The organism is Paraburkholderia sp. J10-1 (assembly GCF_905220165.1).
Lineage (GTDB): Bacteria > Pseudomonadota > Gammaproteobacteria > Burkholderiales > Burkholderiaceae > Paraburkholderia.
Map to the genome: position 1 here is coordinate 887,072 of NZ_CAJMYW010000002.1, position 17,269 is coordinate 904,340.

A 17,269-nucleotide genomic window follows, 5' to 3' on the forward strand; every position below is an offset into this window, starting at 1 on the left:
TGTCTTCGGCAGCCTTGTCTGCCCCTTCTTCCGGGAGGCTATCCCATGTCCGTTGATTCCCAGAATGCAACGCCCGTCTGGTTCGTGACCGGCTGTTCGACCGGCTTTGGCCGCGAGCTTGCGCGTGCCGTGCTCGCGCGCGGCTGGCGCTGCGTGGCGAGCGCGCGCAACAAGGCCTCGCTCGACGATCTCGCGCCCGAGGCCGGCGATCGCCTGCTGCCCGTTTCGCTCGACGTGACCGACGCCGCGCAAATCGACGCCGCCGTCGCGGCCGCGCACAAGCAGTTCGGCGCGGTCGATGTGCTCGTCAACAACGCGGGCTACGGCTACCAGAGTTCGATCGAAGAGGGCGAGGAGCACGCGATCCGCGCGCAATTCGACGCCAACGTGTACGGCCTGTTCGCACTCACGCGCGCGGTGCTGCCGGGCATGCGCGCGCGCCGCAAGGGACACGTCATCAACATTACGTCGGTGGCGGGGCTCGCGGGCTTTCCGGGTTCCGGATACTACGCGGCCTCAAAGCACGCCGTGGAAGGGTTCTCCGATTCGCTGCTGGCGGAAGCCGGGCCGCTTGGCATCAAGGTGACCTGCGTGGAGCCGGGGCCGTTTCGCACGGACTGGGCAGGCCGCTCGCTCGTGCAGACGCCGAACCGTATCGACGACTATGCCGAAACGGCAGGCGCGCGCATGAAGCGCACGGCGGAAGGCAGCGGGCATCAGCCCGGCGATCCGGTGCGCGCGGCGCAGGCGATGATACGCATCACAGAAGTCGAAAAGCCGCCGCGGCATCTCGTGCTGGGCGCATTCGGCGTGGATGCGGTGGCGAACCGCTTGCGCGCGGCGCTTGCCGATATCGAGGCATGGCGCGACTTGAGCCTTGGCACGGATTTTCCGGCGGGCAGTTGAGGCGCTCGGGGTTCACAACGGCCCGCATGGCAGCGACGCGATCGCTCAGCGTTCGCAGCAACTACGCCGGTTCATGCGGGCAGGCCCGGCGTGAGTCATCACGCCCAGGCCTGCCGGTATGGCATTAGCCGCCCAGATCCGCCGGCAGCTTGCCGCCATTTGCGGCCAGCGCTGCCATGACTTGCCCATGCAGCCATACGTTCATGCTGGCCGAGTCGTTCATGTCCCCGGTGTACTTGAGTTCCTGCGCCAGTTGCTTGCGATGCTCAAGGCTGCTGTCCACACCCAACGCTTTCATCGTGTCCACGATGGACGTGCGCCAGTTGAGCGTCTGCCCGCTTTCCGCAACGAGTTGATCCATCACCGCCGCAACGTCGACATCGGCCAGCGGCGCGGGCGCCGGTGCTGCTTCCGGAGTGGCGGCCTGAGCCGCCGCCGGATCAGGAGTCGGCTCGGCAGCGGGCGGGGCCGCATCGGGTTTGGCCTTGTGAAACAGCTTGTTGACGATGTCACCGAAGATACTCATTTCTCTCTCCTTTGGTTCAGGGGTTGGCGTGTTGGCAAACAAGGCACCCACGCGAATCGCGCAGCGACCTGCCGGCAAGTATCGCGCAGTTCGCGCAGGCACAGTTTCAGGAAAGGTCAAGGATGTGCGGGCGCTGTCCAACCGCAAACAGACGATGCCGCCCCGGGAGTTTGAATCAACGACTCACGCCGTCGCGATCATCAACGTGCCAGTCGCCACGAGCGCTCCGCGCCAGAGCCAGTCGAAATTGATCCAGCCCCGCCGCAACACGCCAAGGCCGAGATACTCGTAGGCAAGCAGCGCGATGGTCGCCGTAGTGGCGAGCGTCGTGACCGTATGCAGTGCGGTGAACGCAAACGAAAGCGCGAGCGGGTTCGCAAGGCCCGCTGTGCCGCCCGCGCCCGTGCCTGCGCACAGCGGCAGCATGGCGGGCATCAGCATGAGTCCCGCGCCGTGCAGCGTGGCCATCAACGCGGACCATGCCGCAAGCCCGGCAAAGCCCACGGTCATCCCCACGCGCACGCGGTGCCGGTGCCCATACGCGTGCTGCCAGGCGGCCCATGCGATGAGTAGCGCACCGAGCCCCCAATGCAGCGCGGCAACCGGCAGGTGCGCGCCCAGCGCTGCCGTGGAACTCGTGAACAGCAGAATGGATGCCGCATGACCGAGCGCGATAGGCGGCAACGCGAACAGCAGCGCCGCGCGGCTTCCGCGCTGCAGACCGAGCGCGGTTGCGAAGAGCCAACCCATCGCCGGGTTCACACCGTGAAAGACGCCGCTGCCCACTACGGCTGCCCAGGCGCCCCAGTGTGTGCCAAAGACTTCCTCCATACGACGCTCCGCGCTTATGGGTAGCAGTACGAATCAGATGAGCAATCGCCGCCTTCGAGCCGCATCTGGTGCGGCCGGTGCGACTTCGGCCATTCGACAAAGAAGCGCTCGTCGAACTCGAGGCCGCCGTCGGGCGCGGCGTCGAGTTTCACCATCCAGCCGTCGATGCCTTCGGGATAGAACTGCCCGTCGATCGCACCATACAACGAGTTGCTGAAATAGACGCGCCGGCCGTCGCGGCTCGCTTCCACCATTTGCGGTCCGCCGTTGAGCTTGCGCCCGGGCGCGAAGGGATGCGCCGCGTGCGCCGCAATGCCGCCGATGCGCACGCACCCCGTCAGACGCGCATTCTCCGGGTCCGACACATCGTATTGCCGCAAATCCCCCGTTCCCCAGCATGACGCGTAGAGAAAGCGGTCGTCGAGCGAGAGCGCGATATCGGTGACGAGCGGCGGCACCGCCGCAAAGCCCTTGAGCATGGGCGGCAGATGTTCGGGATCGGCCGGCTCGGCCGGAATTTCGATGATCTTGCGTGCGGCCCACTGGTCGCCGTCGAGATACCACTGCCAGATCGAGGCCGAGAGGTCCTTCAGGCTGATCACGGAATTCACGAAGCCGTAGGGTCGCGTGGGGTTGTGCGCGGGGCGCAGCTCGAACACGAGCTGGTTTTCTGCGCCGAAGTCGAGCACCTGCTTGTGCTGGCGCGTGTGCAGATCCCAGAAGTGCAGGCGATGGCCATACTGGCCGCCGAGCAGCACTTCGGGCACGAGGCCGTTCTCGAAGTCCGCAGGCAGGCCCCATTCGCTCGTCACGAGCGTGTCATAACCGAGGTGCCACCAGCCGTCGTAGGCGAGCTGTTGCGGGCCGCGGTCGATCTCCCACTGGCCGAGAATGTCGAAGCTCTCATGGTCCATCAGAAAGACGCCGCCGGGCGCCTCGCCCTGCGCGTTCGCAAGCGACGTCACATAAATGCCTTCCGGCCCGCAATGCACGGTGTGGGGCCGTGTATAGCCCGCGCGCTGCGCGACGCTCTCGGGTTCGTGCACGCGTGCGATATGGGGGCGACGTGCATCGGGCTTCGTGTCGACAATATGAATGCGCGAGGAGCGTATCCCAGGCACGATGAGATAGCGGCGCTCGGTATGCGCGTGAGGGGCGTTGGGGCACAGACACGAACTGCAGGCATTCCAGCCGAAGTGATGGAGCTCGTCGCCGACATTGGGCATCGGCAGCCGGTGCACGATGCGCCCGAATTCCGGTGAACGCGGGTCCAGATCGACCACATCGAGCGAATCGGGCACGCTGCGCGTGGGGTCGAAGCTGGCGACATACGCCAGTGTCTCCGGTGGGGCGTCGCCAGCCATGCGCGCAGACGGGTAGAAGGTCGGGTCCGGTTGCCATGTCGCCATTGCTGCCTCCTCATCGAAGATTCGGAAGAGTCCCTATCATGCATCAGAGTGGAACAGTGCGTTGCACACGTGCTCCATATTCCAAACGAATAGAAGCTTATGCATTTGAGCAATGAGAGTGGATTATCTGCCCTGAGAGAATAGTAAATTCGCGTTTGCGGCATTTATTCGCAAGGCCAACGTTCCTAGACTTGTACTCAACGGATGCAGACAAGCTGCTGCGCCGATTCGACCAAGTTACTGGAGGTGAGTCATGAGAACGCTAATCAAGGCCGTTGCGATCGCTGCTGTGCTTGCAGCGCCGGCCATTTCATTTGCGCAGTCGCAAGGCACCAATGGCCCTGTGACGCGCGCCCAGGTGCGCAGTGAGCTCGTGCAACTCGAAGCGGCGGGTTATCGTCCTTCGACGAACGATCTGAATTACCCCAATGATCTGCAACGCGCCCAGGCGCGCGTGAACGCGCAAAACGGCGCAGCCGTTGCGCAGGCAACCGGTTACGGTCCGGCGACGAGCGGCTCTTCGGAAAGCGGCTCGCGTACCGATGGCGCAGTGAGCAGCTATTCGCCGCCGGTGTATAACGCGCATTGAGTTTGACTGCGGGACGAAGCCGATTCGTGCCGCATAGCGACTGTCGGCCCGCAACGGCGCGAACGCGCACGGCGGGCTGATTCACTTCTCGCCTGCCTGCACAACACCGGCAGGGGCCCCTTTCAGTCACGCGGTGCTTCACGCTCGCCAATCCAGGCGCGCGTGGACTTGAGGATCTCGTTCGATAGCGCGGGATCGTCGCACAAGCGCGCAAGCACCACCGCGCCCACCATCGCGGCCCAGCCGCCTATCGCCGCCTGGCGCGCCGCTGCGGCATCCACGCCATTCACGCCCGCGCTCAAGCGCTCAATTTGACGCTCGAGTCCTGCCGCCATGACGGCGCGCGCCTCGGGCGTTTGCCGTGCCGTTTCAGCGGCGAGCGCCGCAGTCGGACAGCCGCCCGCTACGTTGTCGCGATGCTGGGCCGAGAGATAGCGCGACGCATAGCGCGCCAGATCGGTATCGCCGCCTTCGCCCTGTGCGAAGACGTGGGCGAGCGTTTGCGCGATCAATTCGTCCTTCGACTTGAAGTAGCCGTAGAACCCGCCGTGCGTGAGCCCGGCGGCGCTCATCACGTCCGCGACGGTCACCGCATCGTAGCCGTGCTCGCGAAAGAGCCGGCCGGCAGCTTCCAGGATCTGCTGGCGATTGATCTCCACCTGTTCGCGACTGACCCTCATTGTTCTCTCCGCTTTCCTTCGATCGACGCTTGACATTATACATGATGGTCATCATGATTCCGTTTACATGACGTTCATCATGTAAACGGAATCCCCAAGGAGAAGTTTCGATGTCTGCTAAACCTGCTGTCCTGATCACTGGCGCATCCACGGGCATCGGCGCCGTGTACGCCGACCGTTTCGCCAAGCGCGGTCATGACCTCGTGCTGGTGGCGCGCGATCGCGCCCGCATGGAAGACCTCGCGGCGCGCCTGCGCGAGCGCGATGGCGTGAACGTGGAAATCGTTCGCGCCGATCTGGCCTCGCATGCGGACCTTGCACTGCTGGAGGCGCGCCTCGTGGAAGACTCACGCATCGGCGTGCTGATCAATAACGCAGGTGCGAGCCTGCCGGGCACGTTCGTCGAGCAGGGCCCGGAAGCAGTGGGCGGCCTCATCGGCCTGAACGTCACGGCGGTTGCACGCCTCGCATCGGCGGTCGCGCCGCGTTTTGCGCGCGAAGGCAAGGGGGCGATCGTGAACGTCGGTTCGGTCATCGGTCTTGCGCCCGAGTTTCGTTCGAGCGTGTATGGCGCGACGAAGGCATTCGTGCTGTATTTTTCGCAGTCGTTGAATCTGGAACTTGGCGCGAAAGGCGTGTACGTTCAGGCCGTCGTGCCTGGCGCCACCCGCACCGAAATCTGGGAGCGCTCCGGCAAGGACGTCAACGCATTGCCGGCCGTGATGGAAGTGGGCGATCTCGTCGACGCGGCGCTCGTGGGCTATGACCGGCGCGAGACGGTGACGATCCCGCCGCTGCCCGATGCGCAGCAGTGGGACGACTACGAAGCCGCCCGGTCTGCGATGTTCGCAAACTTTGGCCAGTCGAAGCCGGCGTCGCGCTATCGCGAAGCCATGTAGTCCGATGTATTGCGAGCGGCCACCGGCCGCTCGCGTTTCACGGCGCGGCTGCGGGGCGCGGTAATCTCCTCGGCGCGCCTTCTCTGCGCATCATCGCCACACATTCGCCCCATCTCCCGCCGGCTCGCGTTCGCAAGCCAGGGCTAGCGTATTTCACGCGGTCCTCCCTCCGCCGTAGCCCCTTCGAAAATTCAGCGGTTTCCGATATCGCCGGTTGGCAGGTCGCGGCATGCTGCGCGTTCGGCGCGAGCCGCTTGCGCAAGCGCGCGGCCGGCCATTCCTGGCGCGTAAGCGTGCGGCGCCCTGTACCATTCACCGCACGCCGCCCGGCACTGGCCGCGCGTCGTGCGCGCAAACGAGGACCGGTCGATGCAACGAACAACACAAAAAACTGGCGGGTGGTGGACGTTGGCGCTAGCGCTGGTGCTGGGCCTATGCATGGTCTGGGCGTGGCGCGCCTATGCCGCGCGCGTGGTGAGCGTGTCGCCCCAGGGGACTGTGGCACAAGTGCGCCAGGCGGTCGTAAAGTTCGACGAGCCCATGGTGGCGTTCGGCGCGCCCGACGCGAAGGACCCGGCGCGCCTGCAATGCAGCCATGCGGCGGCCAGTGCGGGCCAGGGCCGCTGGATCGACGGCAAGACGTGGGCCTACGATTTCGCCGCCGATCTGCCGCCCGACGTGCAATGCAGCGTCACGCTCGCCGACGGGCTCAAGTCGCAGGCCGGCAACGCCGTGACGGGCGCGCGCCGCTTCACGTTCTTGACGGGCGGCCCGTTTCCGGTGAGCGTGCGACCCTACGGGGGCGAAATAGAGGAAAACCAGGTATTCGTGCTGAAGCTCAATGGCCCCGCCACGCCGGCTTCCGTGCGCGAACACGTATGGTGCGAGTCGGGTGGGCTCGGCAACCGCATTCCGGTGCAGCTTGCCGATACATCAACGCGCGCGGCGCTGCTCAAACATTTCCGGCTCGAGAAGGACGGCGCCAGCGTGCTCACGCTCGCCTGCCAGCAAACGCTGCCCTCCAGCGCGAAGATGCAACTCGTGTACGGCAAGGGCGTGCTGGGACCGAACGGCACGCCCAACGACGTGGAGCGCCGCTTCGACTTCACGGTGCGCGCGCCCTTCACCGCGAGCATGAGTTGCGAGCGCGAGAATGCGAAGGCGCCATGCACGCCGCTGCGGCCCTTGCGCATCGACCTGAGCGCGCCCATCACGCGCGCCGACGCGCAGAAGTTCCGCCTGCAAGGGCCGAAGGGCGAAATCGCTCCGAGCTTCCGTGCGGACGACAAGGATAACGAAGTCAGCTCGATCTCGTTCGCCGCGCCCTTGCCCGATCACGCAACGCTCACGCTCACCGCGCCCGCGGGCCTCAAGGACGTCAGCGGCCGGGCGCTCGCGAACGCCGACCTGTTCCCGCTGCACACGGCAACCGCGCCGATGCCGCCGCTCGCGAAATTTCCGTCCTCGACTTTCGGCATCATCGAGCGCTATGCGGAGCCGGGCACGCCGCCGCTCGTGCCGGTCACACTGCGCAACGTCGAGGCCGACCTGCACGTGCAGGGGCTCAACGCGGGCGAAGCGAAGTTCGCAAAACTCGCGGTGCAGTCCGACATAGACATGCGCCGCTGGATGCGTCTCGTCGATCAATTCGACAACTTCGGCATGAGCGAAACGTCGATCGACAAGCTGATGCCGGGGTTGCTCGCGCGAGCAAAGTCGCCGGTGGTGATTCCGCGCACGACGGGTGATGGGGACGACGACGCGAAGGAGCGCACTATCGACGTGCGCTCGCTCTCATTGCTCGACGGCCAGCCGGGCGTGCAGACGCTCACGCTGCCCAAGGCCGATCCCAAGGCGCTGCGGCCGTTCGAAGTGGTCGGCATACCCGTGCCGAAGCCAGGCTTCTATGTGATCGAACTCGCTTCGCCATCGCTAGGGGCATCCTTGCTCGGCAAGCCCGCGCCCATGTACGTGCGCACGACCGTGCTCGTCACCAATCTCGGCGTGCATTTCAAGCAGGGCCGCGAGAACAGCGTGGTGTGGGTCACATCGCTCGACAAGGGCGAGCCGGTAGCGGGCGCGGACGTGCACGTATCGGATTGCAATGGCGAGACGCTCGCCACGGGAAAAACCGATTCTCACGGACTGCTGACGATCGACGGCCCGCTTTCGAACCACCGTGACTGCGGCGAAAACAGTTTCAGCGGGCTATTTGTCTCAGCGCGCATCGACGACCCGAAAACGGGCCCCGATATGGCATTCGTGCAGTCGGACTGGAATCGCGGCATCGAGTCGTGGCGCTTCAATGTGCCGACCGATACGAGCGTGGCGCCCACGGTGCGCGCGCATACCGTGTTCGACCGTACGCTGCTGCGCGCGGGCGAGACGGTGTCGATGAAACACTTCATCCGCGCGCAGACGATGCATGGCTTCGCGTTCCCGCAGCAGTACCCCACGCGCGTGACGATACGCCATGCGGGCAGCGGGCAGACGTGGCACCTGCCGCTCAAATGGGCCGCCGACCATACGGCCGATTCGACCTTTGCGTTGCCGCCCGAAGCGAAGCTTGGCGAATACGATGTCTCGCTCGACGACGGCGACGCGAACGCGAGCACGGCGGGCGAAGGCAGCGACGAAGCCGACAACAGCGCCGACGCGATACACATGAGCTACGACAGCGGCAGCTTCCGCGTGGAGGCGTTCCGCTTGCCGGTGCTCAAGGGCACGATAGCCGTGCAGAACGAGAAAACATCGCCGCTCGTCGCGGCGACGCAAGCGAGCGTCGCGGTGCAGATCGATTACGTGTCGGGCGGCGCGGCGTCGAATCTTCCCGTGCAGGTTTCGGCGCTCGTGAAGGAGACGACGCCGTCATTCGCCAGCACGTACAGCGATTTCAGTTTCACGCCGTACGTGAGCAAGAGCCAGGCCGACAACACATCCGAGGACGACGAGAGCGGCCCACAGGAGGATAACGAGGTCGCGAAGCTCGTGGCCGACAAGGAGCCGCTCACGCTCGACCGCAACGGCGCGGGTACGCTCGTGCTGAAAAACCTGCCGAGCGTGGAGGGACCGAAGCGCCTGGCGCTAGAAGCGACCTTCGCGGACCCGAACGGCGAGGTGCAGACCATCAGCGGCGCGGCCACGCTCTGGCCAGCGGCCGTGGTGGCGGGCATCAAGTCGGGGCATTGGGTTTCCGTGGGCAATACGGTGCCGGTCACTGCGATTGCGCTCGACTTGCAGGGCAAGCCGCACGCGGGCGTGAAGCTCGAAGTGCGGGGCGTCGCGAAGATCACGACCACGTCGCGCAAGCGCATGGTGGGCGGCTTCTACGCCTACGACAACCACACCGAAACGCGCGACCTCGGCACGCTGTGCAGCGGCACGAGCGACGATCACGGCTTGCTCACGTGCAACGCCAAGCTCAAGGAAGCGGGCAACATCCAGCTGGTGGCCACGGCGCGCGACGGCGACGGCCATGCGTCCACGGCAACGACTTCGGTCTGGGTCACGCGCGAGGAAGAACTCTGGTTCGGCAGCGAAAACACGGACCGCATCGACGTGTTGCCCGAAAAGACGAGCTACGAGCCCGGCGAGACCGCGCGCTTCCAGGTGCGCATGCCGTTTCGCTTCGCCACGGCGCTCGTGGCCGTGGAGCGCGAGGGCATCATCGAAACGCACGTGGTGCAGCTCGACGGGCGCGACCCGACCGTCGAGCTGAAGGTGAGCGACACGTGGGGGCCGAACGTCTACGTTTCGGTGCTTGCGCTGCGTGGGCGTATTCACGAAGTGCCGTGGTACTCGTTCTTCACCTGGGGCTGGAAGGCGCCGCTCGAATGGGCGCGAGCGTTCTGGTATGAAGGCCGCCAGTACGAGGCGCCCACGCCGCTCGTCGATCTGTCGAAGCCCGCCTTCCGCTACGGCCTCGCGCAGATCCGCGTGGGCGACGCGGCGCACCGGCTGGCGGTGAACGTGACGCCCGATGCGAAACGCTACGCGGTACGCGCAACGTCGCACGTACAGTTGCGCGTGCAACTACCAGGCGGCCAGCCGGTGCCGGCGGGCACGCAGATCGCCGTGGCGGCCGTGGACGAGGCGTTGCTCGAACTCATGCCGAACCGCAGCTGGGACCTGCTCGACGCCATGCTGCAGCAACGCGCCTACGGCGTGGACACTGCTACGGCGCAGATGGAGATCGTCGGGCGTCGTCACTTCGGGCGCAAGGCGGTGCCGGCGGGCGGCGGCGGCGGCCATGGCGCGACGCGCGAACTCTTCGACACGCTGCTCTACTGGAACCCGCGCGTCACGCTCGACGCGAAGGGGACGGCGCAAGTGGACGTGCCGCTGAACGACTCGATCACGCGTTTTCGCATTGTCGCTGTCGCGGCGAGCGGGGCGGTGCGTTTCGGCACCGGCAGCGCGAGTATCGAGAGCACGCAAGACCTGCAGCTGATTTCGGGCCTGCCGCCGCAAGTGCGCGAAGGCGATACCTTCCGCGCGCAATTCACCCTGCGCAATACGACTGCGCGCGCGATGAAAGTGCGGGTCACGCCGAACGTGCCGCCGCTCGCGCTCGACGCGCAGACTGTGGACCTCGCGCCCAATGCCTCGCGGGAGATTGCTTGGACGGTCGCGGTTCCCGACGATCTCGCCGAGGCGGAGCGGCCCGCGCTCGTGTGGAACGTAAGCGCGGCGGAGCAGGGTGGCGCGCACGCGGCGGACGCGGTGAAGCTCGCGCAGCAGGTGAGCGCGGCGATACCCGTGACGGTGCAGCAGGCCACGCTCGCGCAAGTGGACGGTACGCTCTCGATTCCCGTTGCGCCGCCGGCCAATGCGAGCGTAACGCGCGCAGGCGTGGTGCGAGGCGGCATCGCGGTGTCGCTGCAGCCGAAGCTCGCGGATGGCTTGCCCGGCGTGCGCCGCTGGTTCACGCGCTATCCGTATTCCTGCCTCGAGCAGCAAACGTCGATCGCGATCGGTCTGCGGGACCCCGCGCGCTGGCAGGCGGAGCTTGCGCGCATGCCGGTGTACCTGGATCGCGACGGCCTCGCGAACTACTTCCCGCCCTCCGACGGCAGCGCAAGCCACGGCAGCACCGCGCTCACCGCGTATCTGCTCACGGTGAGCGACGAGGCGTCGAAGCTCGACCCGCGCTTCGCGCTTCCCGACGCCTTGCGCAGCAAGATGGTCGAGGGCCTCACGCGCTTCGTGGAAGGCCGCATCGAGCGCAATTCGTGGGCGCCGCGCCGCGACCTCGATCTGCGCAAGCTTGCGGCCATCGATGCGCTCTCGCGCTACGGCGCGGCGAACGCACGCCAGTTCGGCTCGATCGAGATCGCGCCGAACCAGTGGCCTACGTCGGCGGTCATCGACTATGCGGAAAGTCTCGCGCGCATGCGCGACGTGCCGCAGCGCGCGGAAAAACTGGCACAGCTCGATCAGATCCTGCGCTCGCGTCTTACGTGGCAGGGCACGCAGCTTACGTTCTCTACTGCCGCCGAAGACGATCTGTGGTGGCTCATGACGGGCACCGAAGTCAACGCGGCGCGCCTCGCGCTTGCGTTCGTCGATAACCCGGCGTGGAAGGATGAAATGCCGCGGCTCGTGGCGGGCCTGCTCGCGATGCAACGCAACGGCGCATGGAGCACGACGACCGCGAACGCGTACGGCTCGCTTGCGGTCGAGCGCTTCTCGCGCGTGTTCGAGCGCGATCCGGTAACGGGCGCGACGAAGATCCAGCTCGGCGACACGTCTCGCGTCGTCGCCTGGAACGTGGCGGCGCAAGCGGCATCGAGCGCGAGTGGAGCCACGGCGGCGACGCGCAATGCGCCCGCGCGCAGCACGCTTCTCGCATGGCCAAAGCAGAGCGGGACCCTCACGCTGACACAGGAGGGAAGCGGCAAGCCGTGGGCCACAGTGGAAAGCCTCGCGGCGCTCGCGTTGCGCGCGCCGTTCGCGGCAGGCTATCGCATCACGAAGACCGTCACGCCGGTGAGCGCCGCGGTGAAGGGCGTGTACACGCGCGGCGACATCGTGCGCGTGCGCCTCGACATCGACGCGCAAACCGACATGACGTGGGTCGTCGTGAACGACCCGATTCCCGCAGGTGCGACGATTCTTGGCTCCGGGCTCGGGCGCGATTCGGCCGTGGCGACGCAGGGCGAGAAGCAGGACGAGAACGGTCCGTGGCCCGCATTCATCGAGCGCGGCTTCGACGGCTATCGTGCGTATTACGAGTTTCTGCCGAAGGGCAAGGTCTCGGTGGAGTACACGGTGCGGCTCAACAACGCCGGCACGTTCGGGCTGCCGCCCACGCGCGTCGAGGCGCTTTATGCGCCGGCTACGTTCGGCGTCGCGCCGAATGCGCCGGTGGTCGTGAAGGCAGCGCAATGAGCCGCCTGGTCGCGCAACGGCATCGCTGCACGAGGGCACTTGGCGTTGCCACGCTATGCCTCATGTTGCTGCCGTTGCCCGCATTTGCATTGCCGACGTTCGATGACGTGCGCGGCCAGTGGCAAAGCTCCGACTGGGTGCTGCTCGCGCGCGACGGCACGCCGCTGCAGCGCACGCGCGTGGAACACACCGCGAGGCGCGGCGACTGGGTGGCGCTCGCCGACGTTTCGCCGGCGCTGCGCGAAGCGATCGTCGTTTCGGAGGACAAACGATTCTACGAGCATAGCGGCGTGGACTGGCGCGGCGCGGCGGCCGCCGCGTGGGCGAACCTGTGGAATACGCGCACGCGCGGGGCCTCCACGGTCACGATGCAGCTTACCGGCCTGCTCGACGACGACCCGAAGCACTCGGGCCAGCGCTCGCTCGCGCAAAAGGCCGTGCAGGCGGTGGACGCGTTGCGGCTCGAGCATAACTGGCGCAAGGACCAGATTCTCGAAGCATATTTGAACCTCGTGCCGTTTCGCGGCGAGTCGGTGGGGCTTTCCGCGCTTTCGCAAACGCTGTTCGGCAAGGCGCCATCGGGCCTCGACGAGCGCGAATCGGCCGTCGCCGCCGCGCTGATCCGCGCACCGAATGCGCCTTATATGAAGGTCGCCACGCGTGCGTGCCGCATTCTGCGCGACATGCGCGCCGCGAACGTCGATAGCAGCTGCCCCAATCTCGATGCCTTCGTGCAGATGGCTTTCGCGCGCCCGTCCATCGCCGCCGACGATCCTTCGCTCGACGGCCGCAGCGAAACCTCGCCGCAGCTTGCGCCGCACTTCGCGCGCCAGATCGCGAACGCCGTGCACCCCGCGCCCGGCATGCGCGTGCGCTCGACGCTCGACGCGAGCCTGCAACGCTACGCGCGCGACACGCTCACGCGCACGCTCATCGAACTCAACGCGCGAGCGCATCCGCGCAACGTTCAGGACGGCGCGGTGGTCGTGCTCGACAACGCAACGGGCGAAGTGCTCGCCTGGGTCGGTTCATCGGGAGGCCTGTCGAAAGCGCGCGAGGTCGACGCGGCGCTTGCGCTGCGCCAGGCGGGCTCGACGCTCAAGCCTTTTCTCTACGCCGAGGCCATCGACGAGCGCCGCGTGACGACCGCATCGCTGCTCGACGACGCGCCGCTCGATCTTGCCGCGGGCGGCGGTCTCTACATGCCGCAGAACTACGACAAGGGTTTCAAGGGCTGGGTGAGCGTGCGCACCGCGCTCGGTTCTTCGCTGAACGTGCCGGCTGTGCGCACGCTCGTGATGGTCACGCCGCACCGCTTCGCGAAAACGCTCACGGCGCTCGGCCTGCCGCTCACGCAAGCGGGCGACTACTACGGCTTCAGCCTCGCGCTGGGCAGCGCGGACGTGAGCCTCGTCACGCTCACGAATGCGTATCGCGCGCTGGCCAATGGCGGCGTCGTGAGCCCGATCGCCGAATTGCCCGTGCCTGCGAAGGCGGTGCCGAATAACGCGTCAAAGCGCGTATTCAGCCGCGAGTCCGCGTTCATCGTCACCGACGTCCTCGCGGACAACAACGCGCGCACGCGTACCTTCGATTTCGACAGCCCGCTCGATACGCGCATGTTTTCCGCAGTCAAGACGGGCACGAGCAAGGACATGCGCGACAACTGGACCGTGGGCTTCACGTCGCGCTATACGGTGGGCGTGTGGGTCGGCAACGCGGACGGCTCGCCCATGTGGGACGTTTCCGGCGTGACCGGCGCGGCGCCGGTGTGGGCCGCCATCGTCGGCTATCTGCATCGGCGCGTGCCGAGCGTCGCGCCGGCTGCGCCGCCTGGCGTCGAACGCGTGCGCGTGCAGTTCGCCGACGCCGTGGAGCCCGCGCGCAACGAGTGGTTCATCGCGGGCACGTCGACTCCGCTGGTGGGCCTCGCCTCGAACGCCGCCGATCTCGCGCGCGGCCCGGCGCAGATCGGCAGTCCTGTTGACGGTACGATCTTCGCGCTCGATCCCGATATTCCCGCGCAGCGTCAGCGCGTTTGGTTCGAGCGCGCGACGGGCTCGAGCGCGCGTGTGAACTGGCGCCTCGACGGCAAGGTGTTGGGCGGCGCCGCGCGTGTGGCGTGGCTGCCGTGGCCCGGCAAGCACACGCTCGAACTCGTCGATGCGCGAGGGCAGGTGATCGACACCGTGCGCTTCGAGGTGCGCGGCGCGCTTGCGAAGCCGCAGAAGTTGATGCGCGCCGACGCCGCGCAAGGCGGCGTGGCGCGCTGAGGGGGGCCGGCGTCTTTAGTTCGCCGGCGCTGGCGACGTTGCACCGGCTGCTGCCGGCGCGCTTTGAGCGCCTTGCTGCTGCAGCGTTTGCTGATTGCCTTCCCAGCCGCCGCCCAACGCGAGGAACAACCGTACCTGGTCGAGCGCAACCTGGCCTTCGGCGGCCGCGACCTGCGCATGCACGCTGGTCAGCGTGCGCGTGGCGTCCAGATCGGAGAGGAACGGTTCGCGGCCCGCCGCATAGAGGCGATGCGTTTCGTCCGCCGACTGCTGCGCGGACGTGTAGGCCGTGCGCAGCGCATCGGCGCGCTGGTCGTCGGCGGCGTAGGTGGCGAGGCTCGACTGCGTTTCGCGCAGCGCGTTGAGCACCACGCCGTCGAAGTGCGCGAGCGCGCCGCCCGTGGCCGCTTCCGCCGCATGCACGCGGTCGCGCTGGCCGTTGACCGGGAAGGTCCAGCTGATCAGGGGTCCGAATGACCACGCGTTGGTCGCGGGGGTGAACAGATCGCTCGTCAGGCCGATCGTGCCCACGCCCGCACCGAACGTGATGTCGGGGTACATCTGCGCGATCGCCACGCCAATGCGCGCGGTGGACGCCGCAAGCTGGCGCTCGGCCTCGCGCACGTCGGGCCGGCGCTTGAGGAGCGTGGCGCCGTCGCCCACGGGAATCGGCTGCTTGAGTTTGGGCAGGCGCTTGCACGCAAGCGCGGCGGGCGGCAGGTCCTTGGGTGCGCGCGCGAGCAGCATGGCGAGCTGGTACTGGGCCACGCGGCGGCGTCCCTCGAAGCGCGGGATATCGGCGGCGATCGTGTTGGCCTGGGTCTGCCCGCGCGTCACGTCGGGCTGGTTGCCGCGGCCCGCGTCGCGCAGGCGCTTCGTGAGCGCGACGCGCTCTTTCTGCAGCTTGAGCGATTCCTGCGCGATCTCCAGTTCCTCGGCTGCCGAGCACGATTCTACGTAAGCCTGCGCTACGCTCGCGACCACGGTAATGCGCGCGAGATCGGCGGCGGCTTCCACGGCTGCGTCGTCGGCGCGCGCGGCTTCCACGCCGCGCCTGAGCTTGCCGAACAGATCGAATTCGTACGACACGTTGAGGCCGAGGTCGCCCAGCGTCGCAACGGGCACCTTTTCGAACAGGAGGAACTGCTCGCCCGACACCTGCGCGCGCTCGACGGCAGCATGCGCGTTGCCCGAGAAACCGCCTTGCGCGTTGGCGATATCGACCGCCGCGCGCGAGCGCGCGAGGTTCGCCGCCGCCACGCGCAGGTCCGTGTTCGACTTCAGCGCTTCCTGCACGAGCTCGTTGAGCGTGGGGTCGTCGTAAAGCTGCCACCAGTTGGCGGGCACGCCCAGTTGCGAAACGGGCGCATGGTCCGCGCCTTCGATCGGCCCTTGCGCGAACGGCGCATTGACCATGGCTTCCTGCGGCACGTGGTAGTTGGGACCGAGCGTGATGCACGCGCCGAGCGCGAGCGTGAGCGGCGCAAGCGCGAGGTTGGACCAGGAGCGGCGGCGCCAGAGACTGCGGCGTGTCATTGCGAAGCTCCGGCGGCGTGCGAAGCGGCAGGCGCGCTCGCAGCCGTAGCGGGCTGCGAGGCGACGGCGCCGCTCGCGTTATTCGCGCCTGCGGCCTGGCGGTCGTTGCCCGCCTCCGTGCGCACGGCCACCGTTGCCGTGCGGCCCGCGATCATACGGAAATCGGCGGGCACTTCGTCGAGCGCCACGCGCACCGGAATGCGCTGCGCGAGACGCACCCAGCTGAACGCCGGATTCACGTTGGGCAGCAGGTTCGGGGCCGCCTGGCGGTCGCGGTCCTCGATCGCCGCGACGATGCTTTGCACATGACCGCGCAGCGGGCGCGACTCGCCCATCACCGTGATCTCCACGGGCTGGCCGATCTGAATGCCGTGCAGGCGCGTTTCCTCGAAGTAGCCATCCACGCGGAACGAATGCATGTCCACCACGGCGACCACGGCGCGGCCCGCGGTGACGTACTCGCCAACGCGCGGTGCGCGGTCGTTCAAATAGCCGTCCACGGGGCTCACGATCGTCGTGCGCTGCAGATTGAGCTTGGCGGTATCGACCTGGACCTGGGCGTCGGCCGCCGCGGCTTCGCCCTGGTCGACGCGCGTGCGGCTTTCTTCGAGCGTTTCCGCTGCCACGAGATTGCCGAGCGCGATGTTGCGCGCGTATTCGCGCTTCGCCTGGGCGAGCGTGGCCTTGCGCTGCTCGAGCGTGGCCTGTGCCAGGCGCAGCGCGAGTGCGTAGCGCGCCTGGTCGATCACGAACAGCACCTGGCCTTGCTTGACCTGCTGGTTGTCGACGACGTCGACGCCGGTGATGAGGCCGCCTACGTCCGGCGCGACCTGGATCACGTCAGCGCGCACGCGGCCGTCGCGCGTCCACGGCGAGAACATGTAGTAGTTGACGATGCGCCACAGCACGAGGGCGGCGACCACGACGACGATGAGCGTCAGCAGGATCTGTCCTGCGGAGAACCAGGTTTTTTTCACGTTAACGTTATTTCACGAAGCGATGCGACACGATGACGACGGCAGCCAGCACAAACACATAAATGCCGAGATCGAAAATGGAACGATGCCACACGAGCCGATAGAAGCCGACGCGCGTGAGCACCTTGCCGATCACGACATTGATGAGGTACGCGATCAGCATCAACACAAGCACGGTGGGCACGAACACACCAAAAATATCGATTTCGCCGATCATGATGCGGGTTTCGAAAAAGGATAAGAGGAATGCGCG

Annotated in this window: 12 protein-coding genes; 5 read left to right on the forward strand and 7 right to left on the reverse strand. The window is 66.8% G+C overall.

What is annotated here, in order from left to right; translation table 11 throughout:
• The first annotated feature begins 45 nt into the window (after positions 1-45).
• The gene (locus U5A65_RS10835; RefSeq protein ID WP_321946253.1) at positions 46-906 is read left to right on the forward strand and encodes an oxidoreductase; all 861 of its coding nucleotides are present in this window, start codon (positions 46-48) and stop codon (positions 904-906) included.
• Between the two features lie 124 nt (positions 907-1,030).
• Here U5A65_RS10835 and U5A65_RS10840 read toward each other — a convergent pair whose 3' ends face one another.
• From U5A65_RS10840 to U5A65_RS10850, 3 genes are all read right to left on the reverse strand, one after another.
• Positions 1,031-1,432 carry a DUF3597 domain-containing protein gene (locus tag U5A65_RS10840; RefSeq protein WP_321933609.1) on the reverse strand — a complete coding sequence of 134 codons (402 nt, stop codon included), beginning with the start codon at positions 1,430-1,432 and terminating at the stop codon, positions 1,031-1,033.
• Positions 1,433-1,615: 183 nt separating this feature from the next.
• A complete protein-coding gene (locus tag U5A65_RS10845; protein ID WP_321946254.1) occupies positions 1,616-2,263 on the reverse strand; it encodes a hypothetical protein in 648 nt (215 codons plus the stop codon).
• A 14-nt stretch (positions 2,264-2,277) separates the two neighbouring features.
• Entirely contained in the window at positions 2,278-3,672 is a 1,395-nt protein-coding gene (locus tag U5A65_RS10850) for a selenium-binding protein SBP56-related protein (RefSeq protein WP_321946255.1), read from the reverse strand.
• A 253-nt stretch (positions 3,673-3,925) separates the two neighbouring features.
• On the opposite strand from U5A65_RS10850, the gene U5A65_RS10855 reads away from it, so the two are divergent.
• Positions 3,926-4,261 (forward strand): DUF4148 domain-containing protein, encoded by a 336-nt coding sequence (locus U5A65_RS10855; RefSeq protein ID WP_321909410.1) that lies wholly within the window; start codon positions 3,926-3,928, stop codon positions 4,259-4,261.
• 122 nt (positions 4,262-4,383) lie between these two features.
• On the opposite strand, the gene U5A65_RS10860 is transcribed toward U5A65_RS10855, so the two are convergent.
• Positions 4,384-4,941 (reverse strand): helix-turn-helix domain-containing protein, encoded by a 558-nt coding sequence (locus U5A65_RS10860; protein ID WP_321946256.1) that lies wholly within the window; start codon positions 4,939-4,941, stop codon positions 4,384-4,386.
• 110 nt (positions 4,942-5,051) lie between these two features.
• Here U5A65_RS10860 and U5A65_RS10865 point away from each other — a divergent pair, with 110 nt between their 5' ends.
• The 3 genes from U5A65_RS10865 (at position 5,052) to pbpC (ending at position 14,503) form a co-directional block, all read left to right on the forward strand.
• Positions 5,052-5,840: an SDR family oxidoreductase gene (locus U5A65_RS10865; RefSeq protein WP_321946257.1), complete on the forward strand. Its 789-nt coding sequence runs from the start codon at positions 5,052-5,054 to the stop codon at positions 5,838-5,840.
• A gap of 369 nt (positions 5,841-6,209) precedes the next feature.
• On the forward strand, positions 6,210-12,230 hold the full coding sequence (locus U5A65_RS10870) for an MG2 domain-containing protein (protein WP_321946258.1): 6,021 nt from the start codon (positions 6,210-6,212) through the stop codon (positions 12,228-12,230).
• A 62-nt stretch (positions 12,231-12,292) separates the two neighbouring features.
• A complete protein-coding gene (pbpC, locus tag U5A65_RS10875) occupies positions 12,293-14,503 on the forward strand; it encodes a penicillin-binding protein 1C (RefSeq protein WP_321946450.1) in 2,211 nt (736 codons plus the stop codon).
• A gap of 15 nt (positions 14,504-14,518) precedes the next feature.
• Here the strand turns inward: pbpC and U5A65_RS10880 are convergent, their stop codons facing one another.
• From U5A65_RS10880 to U5A65_RS10890, 3 genes are read right to left on the reverse strand one after another with little or no spacing between them, the layout of a single operon-like run.
• Positions 14,519-16,039, reverse strand: a complete 1,521-nt coding sequence (locus U5A65_RS10880; protein WP_321933601.1) for an efflux transporter outer membrane subunit — start codon at positions 16,037-16,039, stop codon at positions 14,519-14,521.
• A complete protein-coding gene (locus tag U5A65_RS10885) occupies positions 16,036-17,016 on the reverse strand; it encodes an HlyD family secretion protein (RefSeq protein ID WP_321933600.1) in 981 nt (326 codons plus the stop codon). Before U5A65_RS10885 ends, U5A65_RS10880 begins: the two co-directional genes overlap by 4 nt.
• Before the next feature lie 7 nt (positions 17,017-17,023).
• A complete protein-coding gene (locus tag U5A65_RS10890) occupies positions 17,024-17,233 on the reverse strand; it encodes a DUF1656 domain-containing protein (RefSeq protein WP_158760323.1) in 210 nt (69 codons plus the stop codon).
• Positions 17,234-17,269 lie beyond the last annotated feature (36 nt).